16 protein-coding genes are annotated in these 20,398 nt (G+C 62.3%); 8 read left to right on the top strand and 8 right to left on the bottom strand.

Annotated features, from left to right (window positions below; all coding sequences use genetic code 11):
• Positions 1-366: 366 nt before the first annotated feature.
• From DK391_RS26180 to ltaE, 5 genes are all read left to right on the top strand, one after another.
• Entirely contained in the window at positions 367-1,725 is a 1,359-nt protein-coding gene (locus DK391_RS26180) for an MFS transporter (protein ID WP_109480910.1), read from the top strand.
• A gap of 286 nt (positions 1,726-2,011) precedes the next feature.
• On the top strand, positions 2,012-3,880 hold the full coding sequence (locus DK391_RS26175) for a type II CAAX endopeptidase family protein (RefSeq protein ID WP_109480909.1): 1,869 nt from the start codon (positions 2,012-2,014) through the stop codon (positions 3,878-3,880).
• 181 nt (positions 3,881-4,061) lie between these two features.
• Positions 4,062-4,868 carry a transporter substrate-binding domain-containing protein gene (locus tag DK391_RS26170; RefSeq protein WP_109480908.1) on the top strand — a complete coding sequence of 269 codons (807 nt, stop codon included), beginning with the start codon at positions 4,062-4,064 and terminating at the stop codon, positions 4,866-4,868.
• Positions 4,865-7,612 (top strand): EAL domain-containing protein, encoded by a 2,748-nt coding sequence (locus DK391_RS26165; RefSeq protein ID WP_109480907.1) that lies wholly within the window; start codon positions 4,865-4,867, stop codon positions 7,610-7,612. Before DK391_RS26170 ends, DK391_RS26165 begins: the two co-directional genes overlap by 4 nt.
• Positions 7,613-7,705: 93 nt before the next feature.
• Complete coding sequence (ltaE, locus tag DK391_RS26160) at positions 7,706-8,710, top strand: low-specificity L-threonine aldolase (RefSeq protein ID WP_109480906.1); 1,005 nt, start codon at positions 7,706-7,708, stop codon at positions 8,708-8,710.
• A gap of 54 nt (positions 8,711-8,764) precedes the next feature.
• On the opposite strand, the gene DK391_RS26155 is transcribed toward ltaE, so the two are convergent.
• From DK391_RS26155 to DK391_RS26140, 4 genes are all read right to left on the bottom strand, one after another.
• Entirely contained in the window at positions 8,765-10,099 is a 1,335-nt protein-coding gene (locus DK391_RS26155; protein ID WP_162600911.1) for a hypothetical protein, read from the bottom strand.
• Complete coding sequence (locus DK391_RS26150; RefSeq protein ID WP_109480933.1) at positions 10,074-10,532, bottom strand: hypothetical protein; 459 nt, start codon at positions 10,530-10,532, stop codon at positions 10,074-10,076. The genes DK391_RS26155 and DK391_RS26150 overlap by 26 nt, the downstream gene beginning before the upstream one ends.
• 254 nt (positions 10,533-10,786) lie before the next feature.
• The gene (locus DK391_RS26145) at positions 10,787-12,169 is read right to left on the bottom strand and encodes an MFS transporter (RefSeq protein WP_109480904.1); all 1,383 of its coding nucleotides are present in this window, start codon (positions 12,167-12,169) and stop codon (positions 10,787-10,789) included.
• 281 nt (positions 12,170-12,450) lie between these two features.
• Positions 12,451-12,678 carry a hypothetical protein gene (locus tag DK391_RS26140; RefSeq protein WP_109480903.1) on the bottom strand — a complete coding sequence of 76 codons (228 nt, stop codon included), beginning with the start codon at positions 12,676-12,678 and terminating at the stop codon, positions 12,451-12,453.
• 381 nt (positions 12,679-13,059) lie between these two features.
• On the opposite strand from DK391_RS26140, the gene DK391_RS26135 reads away from it, so the two are divergent.
• Positions 13,060-15,513 (top strand): glycogen/starch/alpha-glucan phosphorylase, encoded by a 2,454-nt coding sequence (locus DK391_RS26135; RefSeq protein WP_109480902.1) that lies wholly within the window; start codon positions 13,060-13,062, stop codon positions 15,511-15,513.
• A 100-nt stretch (positions 15,514-15,613) separates the two neighbouring features.
• Here the strand turns inward: DK391_RS26135 and DK391_RS26130 are convergent, their stop codons facing one another.
• From DK391_RS26130 to DK391_RS26115, 4 genes are all read right to left on the bottom strand, one after another.
• Positions 15,614-16,672: a hypothetical protein gene (locus tag DK391_RS26130; protein WP_109480901.1), complete on the bottom strand. Its 1,059-nt coding sequence runs from the start codon at positions 16,670-16,672 to the stop codon at positions 15,614-15,616.
• Positions 16,673-16,836: 164 nt separating this feature from the next.
• Entirely contained in the window at positions 16,837-17,121 is a 285-nt protein-coding gene (locus DK391_RS26125) for a hypothetical protein (RefSeq protein WP_239482954.1), read from the bottom strand.
• Positions 17,122-17,331: 210 nt separating this feature from the next.
• Complete coding sequence (locus DK391_RS26120) at positions 17,332-17,733, bottom strand: DUF6232 family protein (RefSeq protein ID WP_109480900.1); 402 nt, start codon at positions 17,731-17,733, stop codon at positions 17,332-17,334.
• Positions 17,734-17,795: 62 nt separating this feature from the next.
• Positions 17,796-18,542, bottom strand: a complete 747-nt coding sequence (locus DK391_RS26115; RefSeq protein WP_109480899.1) for a carbonic anhydrase — start codon at positions 18,540-18,542, stop codon at positions 17,796-17,798.
• A gap of 149 nt (positions 18,543-18,691) precedes the next feature.
• On the opposite strand from DK391_RS26115, the gene DK391_RS26110 reads away from it, so the two are divergent.
• Complete coding sequence (locus tag DK391_RS26110) at positions 18,692-19,324, top strand: PAS domain-containing protein (RefSeq protein ID WP_109480898.1); 633 nt, start codon at positions 18,692-18,694, stop codon at positions 19,322-19,324.
• A complete protein-coding gene (locus DK391_RS26105; protein ID WP_109480897.1) occupies positions 19,314-20,285 on the top strand; it encodes an ornithine cyclodeaminase family protein in 972 nt (323 codons plus the stop codon). Before DK391_RS26110 ends, DK391_RS26105 begins: the two co-directional genes overlap by 11 nt.
• The last annotated feature ends 113 nt before the right edge of the window (positions 20,286-20,398 follow it).

Below are 20,398 nucleotides of genomic sequence, written 5' to 3'. Positions count from 1 at the left end.
CTCGCGATTAAGCGTGCGCATCAAAAAAAAGCCCACCGGCTAGCACGGGTGGGCTGAGGACATGTGCGAGACAGGCGTGTTCGCGACATGCCCTGTCGTTATATATGAAAGTAAATCGTAATGAAAGTTTTTTGTTTGTAGGGTTTCAGGCGTTAAATCAGTAATAACCCTTCGTTGACGTTGACGGACGCAAAACGCTAAAGTGTTCGCCATCTGAAAGGTTGTGCGATATACGAACATTCGGCGCGATGTCATCTCAACGGCCGGCATGATTCGCGTGCGCATGACTATCTCGCCCCGCTTCTGGGGCAATATAAGGCGACAGACGCAGCATGCGCACTGCGTCGCGCTAGCTGGAGACAGTCGATGAACCGCACTTCCGTCGTGAACGTCCAGACGTTCATCAATGAGCAGCCATTCGGCGGCTTTCAGTGGCTGGTGTTTTTCATGTGTTTCGTGATCGTCCTGCTGGACGGTTTCGACACGGCGGCCATCGGCTTTATCGCGCCGTCGCTGCTGACGGAATGGGGACTCTCGAAGCCCGATCTCGCGCCCGTGCTGAGCGCCGCGCTGTTCGGCCTCGCGTGCGGCGCGCTCGGTTCGGGCCCATTGTCCGACAGGCTCGGACGCCGCTCGCTATTGCTCACATCCGTGTTCGTGTTCGGCATTGCGTGCCTCGTCTCGGCGTTTTCGTCGAGCATCGGCCAGTTGACGGTGCTGCGCTTCATCACGGGCGTTGGCCTTGGCGCGGCCATGCCGAATGCGGTCACGATGATGGGCGAGTTCTGCCCGGACCGCCGCCGCGCGACCGTGATCAACCTGATGTTCTGCGGCTTTCCGCTGGGCGCGGCCTTCGGCGGATTTCTGGCCGCATGGATGATTCCGCATTTCGGCTGGCGCAGCGTGCTGATGCTGGGCGGCGTGACGCCGCTGCTGCTCGGTGTCGCGCTGCTGCTGAAGATGCCGGAATCGGTGCGCTTTATGGTCGCGAACAACCAGCCCGTCGAACGGATTCGCGCAACGCTCGCTCGCATCGCGTCGCAGGCGATGAACGCCGGTTCCTTCGTGATGACCGAGACCGCGCCGCAAACGGGCAGCAAAGGGCTGGGCGTGGTGCTGTCGCGCTCGTACATCGTCGGCTCGGTGATGCTGTGGGTCACGTATTTCATGGGCCTCGTGATCTTCTATGCGTCGATCAACTGGATGCCGATCCTGCTGAAGGACGCGGGCCTCACGCCCAAAAGCGCCACGCTGATTTCCGCGCTGTTCCCGCTCGGCGGCGTCGGTGCCGTGCTGGCGGGCGTGCTGATGGACCGCTTCAACGCGAACCGCGTGATCGCCGTGTGCTACGTATTGACGGCTGTGAGCGTGTATTGCATCGGGCAGGCCGCGGGCAATGTCGGCGCGCTGGTGGCGATCGTGTTTATCGCCGGCGTGCTGATGAACACCGCGCAATCGTCGATGCCCGCGCTCGCGGCGGCGTTCTATCCGACGGAAGGGCGCGGCACAGGTGTCGCGTGGATGCTCGGCGTCGGGCGCTTTGGCGGCATCGCCGGTTCGTTTCTCGTTGCTGAACTGACGCGTCGTCATTTCACGTTCTCCGGCGTGTTCGCGACCATCGCGATTGCGGGGCTGATCGCGTGCGTCGCGTTGCTGATCAAGCAGATGGCACGGCCGCAGACGAGCGGGATGACGGGCGCAAAGATCGAGTCGCTCGGCCACTGACGCGCTGGTTTCTGGCACGCGCCCACGATCTTCTGGATCGTGGGCGCGTTGTTTTTTTAGCGTTGAAAGCTGGATTGTCAAACTGCCTGGCAATCGATCAGCGCATCTAAAGTTTCGTGACTCATTGCCGTAAGCATGTTCGAGCGCTATGCCGTCTCAATGCGCGCGACGTGAGCGACACGTCGCGCAGGCGGATTCTGCGAGACAAAAAGTCATGTACAACTATCTGAGAGAAGCCGAGGCGCCAGGGTTCTGGCTTATAGCGTTTGCGATCGCATACGGGTGCATGCTTTCATGCGTGAAGTTCGCGTGCACGGCATGGCGAAATCGGCTGTATCGCCTGAACACGGGATCGACGAAGCGATACCTGCTTGCAGGTTGCGCGCTTGCCGTGAGTCAGGTCTGCCATGCAGGCACCGTGACACCGACGCCCGACATGCTGCGTTCCGCCGACCGCGCCGCCGAACTGTTTTCGAATCAGCAGAAGGCTGCCTACGACAAGGTGCTGGACGCCTACGATCAGGCGCAAAGCCGTCAACCCGGCGACGTCGCACTGGCCATCGCGCGTTGCACGTTTATCCAGCGCTATGCATGGTCAGAAGAGATTGCGTGGTCGGACGCCGCATCGAAAGATCTCGCAACGTGCCGCGCGCGCCTCGAAAAGCAGTTTCCGTCGACGCCAGAAGCCTTGCTGTTCAGTCTCGAACAGCGCGTCGGCAAGGATGCCGCCACGTTCGGCGAGTCGCTCGTGCCGCGTTCGTCCGTGTGGACGCCGGCGCAGCGCGCGCGTCTGCACGCTGCGCTCTCGCGTGCGTACGCGTGGCAGAAAGACGATAAGCGCGCCGGCGAGGAAGCCGTGACGGCCGTGCATCTGGACCCGGACAGTCCGCAGTTGCTCCAGGCGATTCGCTACCTCGGCGGGCATGGCAAGGTGTCGGAGGGCGTGGCGATGCTTGCACGGTCGTCGGTTGCGAAGATGGCCTGGACGGAGTCGCAGCGGATCAACACGGCCGTCGATGTGCTGACGCCCGAGGCCGCGCTCGACGAACTGCATCGCGCCGACAAGGCCGGTCTCCAGATCAACAGTTACACGCGTGCGCGGACGCTGCAGCACGCGGGCGATTCGGCTGCAGCACGCAAGGTGCTATCCGCCGACACCACGCCCATCGGCAACGAATCGCCCGCGATGCGGCAGTTGCGGCTCGACGTCGCCTTCGATACGCGCGACGCCCAGGCTGCCGCCGCCGTCATCGCCGACGAGTATTCGCGCTCGCGCAACGCGGTGAAGCTGTCGGCGGCGTATGCGCATCTGTTCTCGCTCAGTCCCGCCGCGGCGCTCAGGATCGACCTGCTACCCGTCGCGGCCGGTGATCTGATGATGATCGTCATGTTCGTCTGCATGCCCGGCCTGCTGATGTTCCCCGTCCACTATCGCGGCGTCGTGCGGGCGCGCAAGGGCAAGGTGTCGGAGCCGCTGTTCGACGGCATCGGATTGCGGCACGCGTGGTATGCGCTGAGCCTGTTCTCGATCACCCTCTGGCTGGTGATGTCGTTCCATTCCGGCACGGCGCTGATCGTGCCCATCAAGGACAAGGTAGGGCGCGTGGGCTGGCAGAGCGATCTCGTCGTCGCCTATCTGTGGACCTTGCTGTTTGCCGCACTCGGTCTCGCGTGGCTGGCGAAGCGGGTGTCGTGGCGCGGCTGGTGGGGGCAAGGGACGTGGAAGCCCGTCTGGATCCTGCCCGCCGTGGCCGTGCTCAGCATCAACGTGATCCGCTGGGCGACGGTGTCGCACGTTCCGCACGTCGCCGGATCGAGTGTCGTGTCGTTCGGGCAATCCATCGTGATGGGTGCGAAGGCGATGGGCGCGCTGCCGCTCGCCGTCGCAATCCTGTGCGTGGCTGTGCCCATCATCGAAGAGCTTGCGTTTCGCGGCGCTTTGCTGGGCGGCCTGACGCGGCATCTCGGCTTTCGCTGGTCGAACGTGATCCAGGCGGCTGTGTTCGCGTCGATGCACCAGGACGCGCGTGCGTACGCCTATCTGTTCCTGCTGGCGCTCGTGGCCGGCTGGCTCGCGAAGAAAACCCGCGGACTCGCGATGCCCGTGCTGCTGCACGCCGTCAACAATGCGATTTTCGTGGCGTCGGTGGTATGAATGCCGCCGTCATGGCGGAGTTAGCGAACCCAGGCAAAGCCCGGGTCAAGTCCGCGGTCTTTTTGGCCGTTAACCCGGTAGGTCTGTTTTCGCGTAGGCTCGCCAATCGTCGCTCGCGCAACCATCTGCGCGTAGCCGCCGCAAGCATCCTCATCACTGAACGACAACGGGGAGCATCACCGTGATTCACCGCGGATTTATCGGCCTGCTGATCGTGCTGGCGACGCTGGGCGCCGCCAGCACCCGCGCCTATGCGGGCGGCCCCGACTGCACGCGCCCGTTCACGCTTGGGCTGCACGATCACGGCCTGCTGTACTCGCAGGACACCAATGCTGGCATCGACAAGGACTTCGCCGATGAAATGGCCCGCCGCAGCGGCTGCGATATTCGTGTCAGCCTGATGTCACGGGCGCGCATCTGGAAAGTGATCGAATCGGGCGCGCTCGACTTCAGCCTGTCCGGCATCACCAACGAAGAACGTGACCAGTACGCTGCATTTGCGTGGTACTTCAGCGACAAGTTCTATCTGCTGGTGCGCAAGGATGCGGGCATCAGGCAGCTGTCCGATTTTGAACACAACGATAAGTTTCAGCTTGGCGTGATCAGAAGCTTCCGGTATGGTCAGTCGGCTAACGAACTGGTCGATACGCTCGCCGCAGCTAATCGCGTCAGTCAGGCGGGCGGACTGGACCCGCTCTATCAGGCGCTGATGCGCGGCACCATTCAGGGGATGATCATCGAGCCGTTCGACTATCCGGCGCTGGATGAGAAGCGCATTCGCGACATCACAACCATCATCGAATTCAACGACGCCGCCACCCCGCACGGTCTCATCATGTCGAAGAAGGCGCTGTCGCCGCAGGAGCGGGAGAAATGGCGCGCCCTTGTCGAGGAGATGCGCACGGACGGCACCGTGCGCCGCATTTTCAGGAAATACTTCAAACCTGAACTCGCGGACTCGATGGTCGACTTCACACTACCGCGATGAACCGCGCGCGCATCGTCCTGTTGCCGCTGCTGATTCTGCTGACCGGGTTGAGCATCACCTGGTCAGTGTGGGATCACGAGCGCCAGGCCGCGCGCCGCGAATTGCTGTCCGAATTCAATTTCGCGCTGGGCGACGCCGTCAGCCGCATCGAGCAGCGCATGGCCACCTACGAGCAGATGCTGCGCGGCGCGCAGGGCATGTTCGCGGCGCGCGGCTCGCTCGATCTCGACGCATTCCATGGCTATCTCGGCGCGATTAACGCCGACGCGAACTTCGCGGGCGTGCAGGCGATCGGCGTGGTGCAGTGGGTGCCGGCGAACCGGCGCGATGCCCACCTGGCCGATATGCGCGTGCGCACCGACCGGCGCTACGCGATCAAGCCGCCCGGCGAGCGCGCCGGTTACGCACCCGTGGTAGCGCGCGAGCCAGTCTCGGGCTCGGGCAGCGCGCTGCTCGGTTTCGATTCCTGGAACAACCCCGTGCGGCGTCTGGCAATGGAAAAGTCGCGCGATTCCGGTCTCGCCGTCGTGTCGGGCAAGGTGCAACTGGCGTCGGACGTGGGTGCGGCGCCCGTTGCCGGCTTCGTGATGTATCTGCCCATCTACGCGCGCGGCGAGCCGCAAGATACCGTCGAAGACCGCCGCGCGCATCTGATCGGCTGGGTGTATGCGGCGTTCCGCATGCGCGACGTGCTGGCGAGCCTGTACGGCGAGCAGCCGCCCGGCCTCTATCTGTCGATCTACGACGGCACGCAGCCGTCGACGGAAGCGTTGCTGTACCGCTCGGCAGAGCCGAAGCATCCCGACGTCATCTCCGCGAACGAATATCTGGTGGTCGGCGGACATGACTGGACGCTTTCGATGCGGGCGCAACCCGACTTCAAGGCGCGCTTTGGCCGCAACGCGAAGCTGCTGATCGCGCTGACGGGCACGGGCCTGAGCATCCTGCTCGCGCTGCTGGCGTGGAGCATGGCCAGCGGCCGAAGCCGCGCGATGCGGCTCGCGTCGAAGATGACGGCCGAAGTGCGCGAGAGCGAGGCCGAACTGCGCATCGCCGCCGTCGCCTTCGATTCGCTCGAAGGCATGATGGTCACGGATGCCGACGGTACGATCCTGCGCGTCAACTCGGCCTTTACGGAGTGCACGGGCTATACGGCCGAAGACGTGATCGGCAGGAATCCGCGCATGCTCAGCTCGGGCCGCCACGACGCCGCGTTCTTCCGCGACATGTGGGACACGATCCGTCGAGCAGGCGGCTGGCAGGGCGAAATCTGGGACCGCCGCAAGAACGGCGAGATCTATCCGAAGTGGCTGACCATTACGGCCGTGAAAGCCGACGATGGGCGGGTCACGCACTATGTCGGCACGCACTACGACATTACCGAGCGCAAGCTGGCCGAAGAGCAGATCAAGGAACTGGCGTTCTTCGACGCTCTCACGCATCTGCCCAATCGCACATTGCTGCGCGACCGGCTCAGGCAGGTGATCGCGCTGAGCGCGCAGAACCATACGCACGGCGCGCTGCTGTTCGTCGATCTCGACAACTTCAAGACGCTCAACGACACGCTCGGCCACGACAAGGGCGATCTGCTGCTTGGCCAGGTCGCGGGGCGGCTGCTGGCGAGCGTGCGCGAAGGCGACACGGTCGCGCGCATGGGCGGCGACGAGTTCGTGATCGTGCTGAGCGACCTGAGCCGCAGCCGCGAAGAGGCGGCGAGCGCGACCGAAAGCGCTGCCGAAAAAGTGCTGATCGCGCTGTCGACTCCGTACTACCTCGAAGGCGCGGAATTCCGCACCACGGCGAGCATCGGCGCGACGCTGTTTACGGGCCACGAAACCTCCATCGACGAACTGTTGAAGCAGTCGGATCTGGCGATGTACAAATCGAAGGAAAGCGGGCGCAACGCGATCTGCTTCTTCGATCCCGCCATGCAGACGGTCGTGATGGAACGCGCGGCGCTGGAGGCCGCGCTGCGCCGCGCGATCGACGAAGACCAGTTGCTGGTCCACTATCAGGCGCAGGTGCACAACGGCCGCCGCGTGTCGGGCGCCGAGGCGCTGGTGCGCTGGCAGCATCCCGAGCATGGCCTCGTGCCGCCAGCCGAATTCATTCCGCTTGCCGAAGAGACGGGCCTGATCGTCGCGCTCGGCGACAAGGTGCTCGATATGGCGTGCCGGCAGCTTGCGCAGTGGGCGGAGCGCGAGGACCGCGCGCATCTGTCGATTGCCGTCAACGTGAGCGCCCAGCAGCTTCGCGAGGACAGCTTCGTCGCCAGCGTGCTCGATGCGCTGGCGCGCACGGGCGCCGATCCAAGCCGCCTGAAGCTCGAACTGACGGAGAGCGTGCTGGTCGATAACGTCGAGGACATCATCGGCAAGATGACCTTGCTGCGCACCAAGGGCGTGGTGTTTTCGCTCGACGATTTCGGCGTCGGGTATTCGTCGCTGTCGTATCTGAAGCGCCTGCCGCTGGGACAGTTGAAGATCGACAGGTCGTTCGTGCGCGACGTGCTCGACGATCCGAACGATGCCGTGATCGCGCGCACGATCGTTGCGCTCGCACAGAGTCTGGGTCTGGGTGTGATCGCGGAAGGGGTGGAGACGGAAGCGCAGCGCCAGGTTCTCGCGGTTGCCGGGTGCCACGCGTATCAGGGCTACCTGTTCTGCCGGCCGCGGCCGATCCACGATTTCGAAGCGTGCGCGGATACCTTCGATTCGCAGGAGAGGGCGCTGGCGACGCCTTGAGGCGGGAGTTGATACACTCTCCGGATTCAATCGCGCGCTTCACTCGTTGTGCCGTTGGTCGTGGGGCGCCCCGTCATCCTCGAGGAAATGCACATGATCGATTTGCGCAGCGATACCGTGACCCGTCCGAGCAAGAACATGCTCGCCGCCATGACAGCCGCCGAGGTCGGTGACGACGTCTGGGGTGACGACCCGACGGTGCTGCGCCTTCAATCCACGGTGGCCGAGCGCGCGGGCAAGGAAGCCGGCCTGTTCTTCCCGAGCGGCACGCAGAGCAATCTCGCCGCGCTGATGGCGCATTGCGCGCGTGGTGACGAATACATCGTTGGCCAGGCGGCGCATACCTACAAATACGAAGGCGGCGGCGCGGCCGTGCTGGGCAGCATCCAGCCGCAGCCGTTGGAGAACGCAGCCGACGGCTCGATTCCGCTCGACAAGATCGTTGCGGCGATCAAACCTATCGACAACCACTTCGCGCGCACGCGCCTGCTGGCGCTGGAAAACACTATCGGCGGCAAGGTGCTGCCGGCGGGTTATGTGGCCGAGGCGACGCAACTGGCCCGTGATCGCGGGCTTGCAACGCATCTCGACGGCGCGCGTGTCTGCAATGCGGCTGTCGCGTCGAAGCAGCCCGTCGAGGTGTTGTGTGCACCGTTCGATTCAGTGTCGATCTGTTTTTCGAAGGGACTTGGCGCGCCCGTGGGTTCGGTGCTGGTCGGCAGCAAGGCGCTGATCGACGTGGCGCACCGCTGGCGCAAGGTGCTCGGCGGCGGCATGCGCCAGGCGGGCGTGCTGGCGGCGGCGTGTCTGTATGCGCTCGATCACAACGTCGAGCGGCTCGCGGAAGATCACGACAATGCCGCGCATCTTGCGGCGGGGCTTGCGCAGATCGATCAGGTGAAGGTGCAGCCGCAGGCTACCAATATGGTGTTCGTGCAGTTCCCGCAGGAACATTGCGCGCCGCTCGAAGCGTGGCTCAAGGAGCGCGGCATCCTTACGCAGATGCTGTATGCGTCAAGGTTCGTGACGCATATGGACGTGTCGCGTGCGGATATCGACACGTTTGTGATGGCGGTGAAGGATTATTTTGCGCGGTGAGGGGGCTTGATATCTGGACCTGCCGGCCGTTTCAACGGAGCGGCAGGGCCGTCATCAGGCAAATCGATGGTATTGAAGGTCGGCTGTATGCGACGACAGGCTCGCGTCCCGTTTATTCAAGAGCAGATAATAAACAGTCTTGAAGCCGACCTGAAAATGCCGTGCCGCATGCATGAGTGACGGCATGGAATCATCGCCGTTCAGGAATTCGAGTAACGATGCGATTGGGCAAAGAAACTCGGCAGCGAAGGCCCGCTGGAATTTTTGCCGCCACGTGACGCTGTCCGTCGACGCCAACCATTGCGGTTCAGCCATGCTTGTGGCTAACAGATCGCCAATGAATCGCGCAAACTCGAAGCGTTGAGCGATCGGCTGATTTTTGCGCGGCTTGAATACGAACATACCGTTTTCAACTGGTGCGGCGACCCCGACTTTCTGAATGGACAGCGGTGGTTTCCAGCCCGCGACACTGTCGGGGTTCAGGCCGAGCGCCGCATATAGCGAACTGGTCGGGATCAGATCGTCGTTGTAGCGCAGGGATTTACGCAGTTCATGGGCGGTTGCAGCGGCGCACTCCCAAGGCACGTTCGAATGGGCACCTGCCACAACGATGCGGGTATCGAAGTGGGGCTTGCCTATCAATCCCGGCAACTGTTCCAGTTCAATAAGATCATCGAGTGTGACCGTGCCTTGTGTTGCGCCGTAAGCGGGCGCCAGTTCGGCGAAGGTCTCTTGCCCGACGCGTTTCTCAAGACGCCGCGCGGTTTCCAGCAGTTCATCTGGGCATTCTTCCTGATCGTAGCCTAATAACGCTTCAAGCCGTCGAAGACGGGCGCTGTCAGCGTTGGAGCGATCTTTCTGTACCAAAGACCACAACGATGCAAGTTCGGTTTCCGAATGTCCCATTGTCTCGAGTCGCGACACGACGCTTCCGATGAACCTCTCAATTTCTCGTTCGAATTCGGCGGTACGGATACGAGCGGGTGCGTTCAAGGATTCCAGATATCGAACGGATTGCTGCGATTCCGGATTGGATGCGCGAGCACCAATCTGGATTTCCTCGCCATCCGAGGTGAATGAGACATTTGGCCATACGAAGCCGTGATTCGCTGCACCCAGTTCGTGGCTCATTCTCCAGTCGATCGCCGGTGTGCCCTTTGTGTCTGCGAGAGGTTCGTGGAGCAGGCGCCACCACGAGGAAGCAAACCAGAGCGCCAGCGGATACGCGGACACCAGCACGTCGTCGCGCACCGTTCTTGTCCAGATGTCCTCTGAGCGAGTGAGGCAATGACCATCGACAGCAATCGTCAAGCGCCCCGAAGTGTCGCGTATTTCAGGCGAGTCGTTTCCCGTGGGTAGCCAGTCACACGACAGATTTATTTTCGACATGGCGCTCTTTCCATACATGCTTGATTTCTTTCGCTAACGGATCACTTTCCGGCATCGGATAGCCATGGTAAGTGCCCAGTTGCGGATTCTCCAGTTGTGCTTCGAGCGGTATGCCGTCTGACGTCATTGCCCACACGTTCTTTGGCCATTGATCCTGAAAGCGGTCGCTAATCATGCCACGGCGGAGGCCGTCTTTAATCAGGTTGCGTGCCTCTCTACGGCTGAATATTTTTGCGCTATCGCATAAGGACTTTCCGGGCCTCGGATTCGACGGGGGATGAAGCCCGAAGTCTCCTGGATTTTTCTTGTGCTCCGGATTGCCGGCATAGCGAACATGCTCCGCAAGCACTTCCAGGCTCTCCCGTTCTATTGGAGAAGACGGCGCTGGCGCGAGTCGGCGTTTTGGATTGAATCGTCCATTTCTTTGCTTCATGTGGGTTTTCTTTGCAGCAGCCCGTGCCGAAAACGCATCCATGCGTTGCAGGGCATATCGGGCCGCAATGTTGCTTGAACGGCACGCGCGTAAGGAACTGTTGCGCGCGCGAAGTTCTACAAATCATGCCCGACGCACGCAAGAAATGAACGCGGCGACAGATGAAATGTCGCCGGAAAGAGATAGCTCGGATAGTCGCCCCGCTGACGGCAACTAAAGACGTTCTGCGGGCGTGCGTTTTGTCGTTATATCGACTATTGCTCTTTAGCCCTGACGGTTGTGGCAGCCACACCCGCTTGCCCACGATGCGACGGCGCAAACAACCGCAACCCGCTCGCGATACTCGCCGCTCCCGCAAACACCGCACCCGTCGCCAGCGACAACGTCGGCCCATGACGTCCTGCAATACTGAAGCTCAACGCAACCAGCGCCGCGCCCGTCGCTTGTCCGATCAGCCGCGATGTCGCGATGATGCCGCTCGCGCCGCCGCTGCGATTGGGCGGCGCGCTTGCCATCAGCGCTTTGAGATTCGGTGACTGGAAGAATCCGAAGCCCGCGCCGCACACTGCCATGCGGATCGAGATGTCGATCACGGACGGATGCGGCGGCAACATCGCCAGCGCAGCCATGCCGCAGCGCAGAATCGCAAGACCAATCGCACCCAGCAAGCCAGGCGGATAACGATCCGACAAGCGCCCCGCAACCGGCGCCGCCAGCGCGACGATCACAGGCCAGGGCGTCATCAGAAAGCCGGTTTCAACCTGGCTACGATGCAACACATCTTCGAAGTAAAACGGCAACGACACGAACGCCAGCCCTTGCGCAGCAAACGAACACGCAGCCGTCACCGCCGTCAGGGCAAACACGGGCAGCTTGAACAGATCGACGGGCAGCATCGGCGCGGGGTGACCGGCCTCGCGGCGCATCAGCAGCGCGCCGAAGATCACCGTCACGGCTGCAGCGCCCAGCACGACCGGCGTCGGTGCACGCTGTGCCGCTTCGCCGAGCGCGAAGATCAGCGCGGCAAACGTGATCACGTTGAGCAGCGCCGCGACGCGATCGAACTGATGCGTGCCGCGCGGCGTACGCGGCAAACCCGGCCATGCGAACGACAACGCCAGCAAGCCGAGCGGCACGTTGACGGCGAACAGCCACGGCCAGTTCGCCACCGACAATATCAGCGATGCCACCGTCGGTCCCACCGCGAACGCCACGCCCACCACCAGCGCATTCAGTCCGACACCGCGCCCGAGTTGATGCGGCGGATAAAGATGCTTGATGAGCGCTGTATTCACGCTCATGATCGCCGCCGCCCCAACTCCCTGCACGACGCGCGCGCCGGCCAGGAACGGCAGCGTCGGCGATAGCGCACAACCTAGCGAGGCCGCCGTGAACACGCAGATCCCGCAGATGTAAATGCGCCGATGCCCGACGATATCGCCGAGCGCGGCGAGCGGCAGCAGTGTCGCGACCATCGCCAGTTGATAGGCGTTGATGATCCACACCGACGCGGCAGGCCGGGCATGCAGATCGGCGGCCATGGCGGGCAAGGCCGTGTTGGCGATGGCGGTATCAAGCGAGGCGAGGGCAACCGACAGCATGATCGCTGCCATCGCAAAACGGTGACCGGCGGACATGGGGCCGTCGGGGACGCGTGTCGGGTTGGATGTGTTCTCGGACAAGGACGGCTCTACAGAGGGCTGAGCGGGGCGCATATCGGCACGCCTGCGAATTGGCGGCGCGTCCGGCGCGAATGAAGCGATTGTTACAGAGCAGCGCGGATCCTGCTCGGTGCCGCGCAAAAACGGAGTGTTTGAAAGGCCATTGGAAGCTGCATCGCGCGATAGCCGATGTGTGCAACTAACCGTCTGATGCGGCGCGCGCCTTCAGGTCAACGTGTGTCAAAGCAGACACACCCTCAGCTGCAGGAAGCCAGCAGGATCGACAGCTTGCGGATATGCGACCTGAATGCTTCCATCGTTTCGCGGTCGTGGCCGTCGCCCAGATGCGGCGCTTCGGCGAGTTCGACCTGACCTTGAAACTCGTCCGACACCTTGCGCCGGTCGGCGGGCGGCAACGCGCGGATCAGCGAGACGATCAGCAATTCCTGCGCGTGGATGATGCCGAGCACGGATTGTGCGTTCATTTTCGACCTCCATCGGAGCACGATGACGCGAGCGCCGCTACAGCGGGATGTGGCGGGACGCAGCAGGGCGCGCCTGTTTCCGATCCGCCTTTTTACTCATCCATACTAGTGCAAGGAACCGAACCGTCTGCACCGGCATCGTGCCAGCTGCAATGACTTCTCAGCTACGCTAAGACAAATCCAGGCGGATAGAAATGGAACTGCGCGGCGGTCAGCCGTGTCTGCTTGGTTGAGCGGGCTTATCAACAATGAAATGGCCGCAGACGCGGGAAGACGCAAAATGTCCTACTCTGCTTATTTATCCACCAGACCGGCTCGCGCCGCCCGCATCCAAAACGCAAGCAGTCAAGCGCGCGCCGCGTCGGTTTACCGGAGGCTTCGATGACAGCGGTGGATCTGGAATTCGATCAACTCAACAGTACCGTCGATGCGCTGCGGCGCTCGATTTCCAACCGCATGATGTACGGCGTCGGCAAGGATGCCGTGACGGCGCGCCCGCAGGACTGGCTGCATGCCGCCGCGCTCGCCGTGCGCGACCGGCTCGTTGCGCGCTGGATGAAGACCACGCGCCTGCAATACGAGCAGGATGTGAAGCGCGTGTATTACCTGTCGATGGAATTCCTCATCGGGCGCACCTTCACGAACGCGCTGCTCGCGCTCGGCATCTACGATCAGGTGAAGGAAGCGCTCGCGAGCCTCGGCGTCGATATGGAAGCACTCGTCGATCTCGAACCCGATGCCGCGCTCGGCAACGGTGGCCTCGGACGTCTCGCGGCATGCTTTCTGGATTCGATGGCGACGCTCGGCATTCCGGGCTTCGGCTACGGTATCCGCTATGAATACGGGATGTTCAGGCAGCAGATCGTCGATGGCGAGCAGATCGAAACGCCTGACTACTGGCTGCGCGCGGGCAATCCGTGGGAGTTTCCGCGGCCCGAGGTGCAATACATCGTGCATTTCGGCGGGCGCACGGTGCAGCGCGATGGGCACGTGGAATGGATCGAGACGCAGCATGTCAACGCGATGGCGTACGACACCGTGATCCCCGGCTTCGCGACCAGCGCGACCAACACGCTGCGCCTGTGGTCCGCGCGCGCGACGGAAGAACTCGATCTGTCGGCGTTCAATCAGGGCGACTACCGCCGCGCTGTCGATGCAAAGAACATGTCGGAGAACGTCTCACGCTTGCTGTATCCCGACGATTCGACGCCTGCGGGCCGCGAGTTACGTCTGCGGCAGGAGTACTTCTTCGTCTCGGCGACGATGCAGGATCTGATTCGCCGCTATCAGCGCACGCACAGCACGTTTGGCCGTTTTGCCGAGAAGGTCGCGGTGCATCTGAACGACACGCACCCGGTGCTCGCCATTCCCGAACTGATGCGGCTGCTGGTCGACGTGCATCACGTGCCGTGGGACAAGGCATGGAAAGACATCCAGCAGATGTTCTCGTACACGAACCACACGCTGATGCCCGAAGCACTCGAAACGTGGGACGTCGAAACGCTTGCGCGCCTGTTGCCGCGACACCTCGAGATCATCTTCGATATCAACGCCGAGTTTCTCAAGCTCGTGAGCGAGCATTCGGGCCATGACGTCGATATGATCCGGCGCATTTCGCTTGTGGATGAATACGGGCAGCGGCGCGTGCGCATGGCGCATCTGGCGATTGTCGCGAGCCAGAAAGTGAATGGCGTATCGAAGTTGCACTCGCAACTGATGACGCGCGACATTTTCGCGGACTTCGCGAAGATCTGGCCCGAGCGCTTTACCAACGTGACGAACGGCGTGACGCCGCGACGCTGGCTCGCGCAGTCGAGTCCGTCGATGTCGAAGCTGATCGACGAGCAGATCGGCACACACTGGCGGCGCGATCTGTTCGAACTCGGCAAGCTGCGCGATCTGCGCGACGATCCGTCGTTCATCCACGCGTTTCATGAGGCGAAGCGGCAGAACAAGCTGCATCTGATCCAGCGCCTGCAGCAACATACGAAGATGAGCTTCGATCCCGAAGCGCTGTTCGATCTGCAGGTCAAGCGTATTCACGAATACAAGCGGCAACTGCTGAATGTGCTGCATGTGATCGTGCGCTACAACCGCATTCGCGAGAATCCGGAGCGTGACTGGGTGCCGCGCGTCGTGATGTTCGCGGGCAAGGCGGCCTCTGCGTACCGGATGGCGAAGACGATCATCAAACTGATCGGTGATGTCAGCAAGGCCGTGAACGAAGATCCCATCATCGGCGACAAGCTGAAGGTGGTGTTCGTGCCGAACTACGGCGTGAGCGTGGCCGAGCTGATCATTCCCGCGGCTGATCTGTCCGAACAGATTTCGATGGCAGGTACGGAAGCGTCGGGCACGGGCAACATGAAGCTCGCGCTCAATGGCGCGCTGACCATCGGCACGATGGATGGCGCGAACATCGAGATCTGCGATGCCGTGGGGCGCGACAACATTTTCATCTTCGGACACACGGCGGATCAGGTCGACGAGTTGCGGGCGACGGGTTACCGTCCGCGCGAAATCTACGAGCACAACGCCGAACTGAAGGTCGCGCTCGATCAGATTCGCACGGGCTTCTTCTCGCCGGATGAACCGCATCGCTTCTCGGACATCTTCCACACGCTGGTCGATTGGGGTGATCACTACATGGTGCTCGCCGATTTCGCGGCGTTCGCGAAGGCACAGGACGAAGTCGACAAGCGTTATCTCGACCGGCGCGGCTGGACGAAGAGCGCGATCGAGAACGTGGCGGGCATGGGGCAGTTCTCGTCGGATCGCACGATTGCCGAGTATGCGCGCCATATCTGGAATGTGAAGCCGCTCGAACTGGAGTAATGCACACGCAAGCGTCGTCATGCGTGCATGAAAAAAGCCGCCGCGCGATCTGCATCGCGCGGCGGCTTTTTATCGAGGCGGTTCGTGTTTTTATATGGCTTTAGCTGCCCATGCGTTCGTTGTTACGCACGGCGCGCAAACCGAGTTGTCCCTGCGCGAAGTCGAATAGCAGGTCGATATTCTGCAGCGCCATGAGCCCGATCACGATCCGGTTCGCGCCCGGCGCAGCCTTCACGATGGTGGTTTGCGCGTCGTTGAAGCGATGCGCCCATTCGCCCACGCCCAGCACCACGTCGTAATTGCTTTGCGCGAACGCCGTGTGTTCGTCGACGTCGCCGGCCCAGTCGGGCGCCTTGTCGGTTTCGATGCGGATCATGTCGGTGCCGCCCGTCGAGAACACGACGGGCGCGCAAAAGCGCATCTTGCTGCCGACCTGCACGCAGCCAGCCGGCCATTGCTCGGAGCCGTCCTTGCCGATCGTGAGCGGCACCATCGTGAAGTTTTTCGTTATCCCATTCGATGGGCTAAGCACGAGAAACGGACGATCGAGGTTCGCGCGCACCATGTAGCGCGCGCCGATATTCGAAGGCGGCGCGCGCAGCGGTTGCGTGCAGCAGGCGTCGCGCGGATCGTCTGCGCCGACGCCGAAGATGCCCGAGAACGCCCAGCCGAACTCGCCCGTGTAGCCATCCTGCGCGATGCACCGTTTGTTGATCTTCAGGCAGCTGACTTCATCGACGGATTGCGCGGCGATATCGACAGGCTTCGTGCCGACGAGGCTCATGGGCAGCGTGACGGTGGCGCCCGACACCTGCGCATCGGTGGCGCACGTGAGCGACGTGCGCGTGCCTGCAACGGGATAGTTCGAGCGTGGCAAGACTTTCGACAGCACGCGCGTGCCGCGTGTCCCTGTGTCGAGCATCAGATAAACGGCCTTGCCGTCGAGTTGCACGGGCAGGCCGATCGACGCGCGGCCGTGCGTGTCGGTGCGTTCGGCGAACAGCTGGACATACAGCCCATCGCGGCCTTCGTTGATAAGGCTTGCTTTCGTTTCGGGCGGAATGGGCGTGGAGATCGGCGTCGAACAGGCCGTGAGCGAGAGCACGATCGACGCGCCCGCGAAGAAGCCGGCCATGCGGCGGAAGAAATGGAAAGACATCGCACACACCTTGCAGAAGTGCGTACCCCTGATGAAAACGCGCAGCGGTTCAGGCTGTGCTGCGCGTGAGGCGGGCGCAAGGGCACGCGGGATGACAGGAGCGCCGACTCTACGCGGGCGCGTGTCATGACCTGCAAAAATGTGTGAAAGCGAGGAGGGTTGCTTCAGTGCTGGCGCGCGGGCGCTTGCGTTACTGCTGTCACCGCTTGCGCACGGACGCGGCCAATCGTCGCGCGGCGCAGCGCGAACGCGAGTGCACCGACCACATCGCCGACATTGCGCGCCATCACATCGACGCGAAACGTGATCGAGTCGTTACGTTTGTCGACGGCCATCACGAACAGACGCGAACCTTCGCCGAGCGCTGCGAGCAGTGTGCGGCGGCCGGTCGCCGACGACGTGCCGGGCACGGTCACGTCGAGGGTCACGAGCGAAAGGGCAGGTTGCATGGCGGGTTCTTTGGCGGGCGCGCGGCGCGCGATGGCGCGTGGTGAAGCGGAAGCGGTAGCGTGATGCATCGTCGATGCGCCGCCGCGAGTTTGGCGGCGCGGCTGTTGAGACGCGTCCACTGTAGCGGTCGGCGTCTCAAGCCGATGCAAAAGAGGCGCTGCGGGCCGTCAAATTTGCGTAAAGACGGCCCTGGCGTGCGCCAAGGCTGTTCAGCTTTTGGGCGCCGCAGCCGCAGCCGTTGCCGACGCAAGCGCGTCACGAACCGTCTGCGCAACGCGTTCGACGAACGACAGATCGATACTGGACAGTGCTTCGCGCTCGCTGCCCGCCGACCGCACCATCAGCCGGTGCGTGACGTCCTGCGTGCGCCACGTGAGCCAGCCGACCACGATCAGCATCACGCCCACGACGATGCCGAGCGGCGACGAATAGATGCCACCGGCAATCGCGCCCGCGAGGCCGATCAGCGAAATCGCGACGGGAATGAGCTTGTTTTTCTGCACGGTCTCGACGCGCACGTCCTGAATCTCGCGCAACGGAAAGACCTGGCCGGCCGCCGACAGCGCATTGCGCGTGACCGACACACCGCGTTCGTTGAAAGGGATGTCCATCTATACGGGTTCAAGCTGGGAGAAAGGGCGCAGGGTAACAGAAAACGCCATCGCACTGCGAATCACCCGAAAAACGCCAGCGCGCCCGTGTTGAGGTCGTACATCGCGCCAACGATCTTGATCGTCCCTTGCTGTTCCAGTTCCGCAAGAACAGGGCTGTCGCGACGGATGTTGCCGATCGTCAGTTCGACGTTCTTGTGGGCGACGGCATTCACGAATGCATAGTTGGTCGCGGTGCGTTCGCCCGTGTATTCGGTCGCCTGAACGGCGGGCTTGATCTTGTCGAGCAGCCCCGTGAGGTTGCCCAGTTCGGCATTGGCAATGGCGCCCTTGATCGCGCCGCAGGCCGTGTGGCCCATGACGACCACGACTTTGGCGCCCGACAGCTTGCACGCAAACTCCATGCTGCCGAGGATGTCGGGATTCTCGATATTGCCCGCTACGCGGCAGTTGAAGATGTCGCCGATACCGAGGTCCATGATGACTTCGGCGGGCGCGCGCGAATCGATGCAGCTCAGCAGCACGGCGGCGGGATATTGTCCCGCGGCGCTCGCGCGCTGTTCGCGCAGATAGTTGCGCGGCTTGCGTTCGCCCTTCTGGAAGCGCGCGTTGCCGTGCTTCATCTCGTCGATGATCTGCTGCGGCGTCATGCTGTCGCGCTGCGCTTTGGTCAACGCATCGGCCTGCGCCGTACCCGGCCAGAGCGTGACTCGCGCAAGCCCCGCAAGGGTCGCGGCCCCCGTCAGGCGGAGAAAACGGCGGCGGCCCGCGCCTCCGTATTGCTGCGGATATTCATACGTATTGCACATGGCTTCGGTTCCTATGCGTTACGCATGAGTCGACTATAGGCGATGGCCCATCGCGTTCAAGAGAAATGAAGCCGCGTGCTTTTTTCTGCTTGCGACGCTCCTGGTGTTTTGCTATACAATATGAATAACTTTAGATAAAACGTCTACTTATGAAAAAGAGCGCGTTGGAGCGGGAGCAGGAATCGCTGATCGATCAGGTGCGGCAGATTGCCGACGGTCTGGGGCAGACGTTCGCGCCGTTTTGCGAAGTCGTCGTGCATGATCTGCGCGATCCGAAGCACTCCATTCTCGCGATTCACAACAATCTGTCGGGACGCGGCGTAGGCGATCCGACCACCGAGCTTGGCCTCGCGCGAATCGCGGACGAAGATTTTCCGCAGTTGCTGACCAATTATCCGAACCAGTTCGGCGACGGACGCCGCGCGAAGAGTACTTCGGTGGGAATCAAGGATTCCACGGGGCGCTATGTCGCCGCGCTGTGCCTGAATGTCGATCTGAATCTGTTTCGCGGCATCCAGAATATTCTCGAGCAGTTCTGCACGACGTCGGGCGAGGGCGGCAAGGAATCGCTCGATCCCGCCAATGCCGAAGTGATCCGCGAACGCATCGATCAATACGCGATATCGCTCTCCACCACGCCGCATGCGCTCAAGACCGAGCAGCGCCGCGCGTTGATGCAGGAGTTGAAGCAGGCGGGTTTTTTGGAGGTTCGCAAGTCGATGGAAATCATTGCTGCCCATCTGGGCGTATCTCGTGCGACGGTATACAACGATGCGAAATGACGCGACATTGCTGCTGCTGAACAAGGATGACGTCGACCGGCTGCTCACCGCCGACGACGTGCTCGAAGCCGTTCATCGCGCCTTCGTGCTGCATGCGGCAGGCGAGGGACGCGTGTTCTCACTGGTGCGCGAGCGGCTCGCAACGGGCGGCGTGTTCGGCATCAAGTCGGGCGACGTGCAGACGGACGCACTGCTGGGCTTCAAGGCCGCGGGTTTCTGGCCGTCCAACCGTACGCTTGGCGGCGAGCCGCATCAGGCGACGGTGATGCTCGTCGATCCTGCTACTGGGCGTCCCGAATGCGTGATCGACGGCAACGCGATCACGACGATGCGTACGGGCGCGGCAGGCGGCCTTGGCTTGCAACATCTCGCGCGCGCGGACAGCGAGCGTCTTTGCGTGTTCGGCACGGGCACGCAGGCGCGTATTCAGGTGACGTTCGCGCTGCATCTGATGCCGCAACTGAAGATGGTCCGCTATGTGACGTCGCATGGCGAGGCCGATGCTGCGTTCGAGGCACTGTTCAAGGCACGATGCACCGTCGAACATGCAAGGCATGCGGACGATGCCGTCGCGCAGAGCGATATCGTCATCACGGCCACGCCGGGCGGCGGCCCGCTTTTTAGCGCCGATGCTGTGCGCGCCGGCACGCACATCAACTGCGTGGGCGCCGATACGAAAGGCAAACGCGAATTGCCGGCTGGCCTGCTCGAACGGGCACGCGTGTATGTCGACGATCGCTCGCAGGCGGAGCAGATTGGTGAATTGCAATGGAATCCCGCCGTGGCAAGTATCGAACTGGGTGCGGTTCTCGACGGCGCCACCGCAGTGCAGCGCGCTCACGAAGACATCACGATCTTCGACATGACAGGTCTGGCGCTGCAGGATCTGACGGTGGCGCGCATGCTACGCGATCGCGCGCGGGAGGCGGGTATCGGCACACGCGTCGCGTGGCCCTGGTAACGGCTGTTCCGTGACACGGATACCGCTATACGATACCGATCTTTACAAAATGTATTGACATAGACAATCTGTCTAATCACAATGCAATCAATCCAGCGGGACATGTGCGTTAC

It is taken from the genome of Paraburkholderia sp. C35 (assembly GCF_003121405.1).
GTDB lineage: Bacteria > Pseudomonadota > Gammaproteobacteria > Burkholderiales > Burkholderiaceae > Paraburkholderia.
Note: the sequence above shows the minus strand (reverse complement) of the source record. Positions and strands in the feature narration are given on the sequence as shown.